The following is a 645-nucleotide window of genomic DNA, read 5'->3' on the forward strand; positions in this document are numbered from 1 at the left end:
ATCATCTGCTTAAATAGGTCGTTTTCAATCAGCGTTTTTTCATCTTCAGAAATCGTGTGGTAAACACAGCTGTATGCGCACGAAGCGTACAGCATCCACATGTTTTCATTCAGTGTTTGGTGGAAGATCTTACCCGGTGGGTTTGAATCACGGCTAGTGTTGCTCTCTAGCGATGGGTACACCTTCGCGTAAGCCGTTAGCATATCTACGATGTAATCACGGTATTTTGTCTCTTCTGTAATAAGGAATAGACGACCCGCTAGATCCATATGGATGTAGTTCTGCTTATGACGGTTATGTTCGTAACCGCCGCCCTCACCGTGTCCCGGAACTTCAATACCTACTTCAGCCATGTAAGCGTCAGTTTGGTTGATGTCGCGAGTCAGTGCTTTTCCTAATAGGCTATCCTTGCCAAGTTCTTTACGAAGCTCTGCTGCTTCTTCAAAGTTCAGTAAAAGTGGTTGATAGCTCATTCTTATTTCTCCTGACCAGCTGAAGTTGAGTCAATTAGGTTCTCTTCTAGAGAGCAGAAACCTGTCCAGCTGTACGTTTTGCCATTTAATTCGACTTTGTGTTCAGTAGTGTCAGTCGCACCCAATTGGTTGCTGATCATTACTGTGACAAGAGATGTATTCGTTTCAATTT

1 protein-coding gene and 1 pseudogene are annotated in these 645 nt (G+C 43.7%); both read right to left on the minus strand.

Annotated elements, in window-relative coordinates; translation table 11 throughout:
- Window positions 1–473 (minus strand): annotated as a pseudogene (locus KIV40_RS34490) (chondroitin lyase); the annotation flags it as partial.
- Window positions 474–475: 2 nt separating this feature from the next.
- Window positions 476–645, minus strand: a 170-nt coding sequence (locus KIV40_RS35690; protein WP_375164955.1) for a hypothetical protein, incomplete at its 5' end; no start/stop codon positions are given.

It is taken from the genome of Vibrio sp. D173a, from assembly GCF_030248475.1.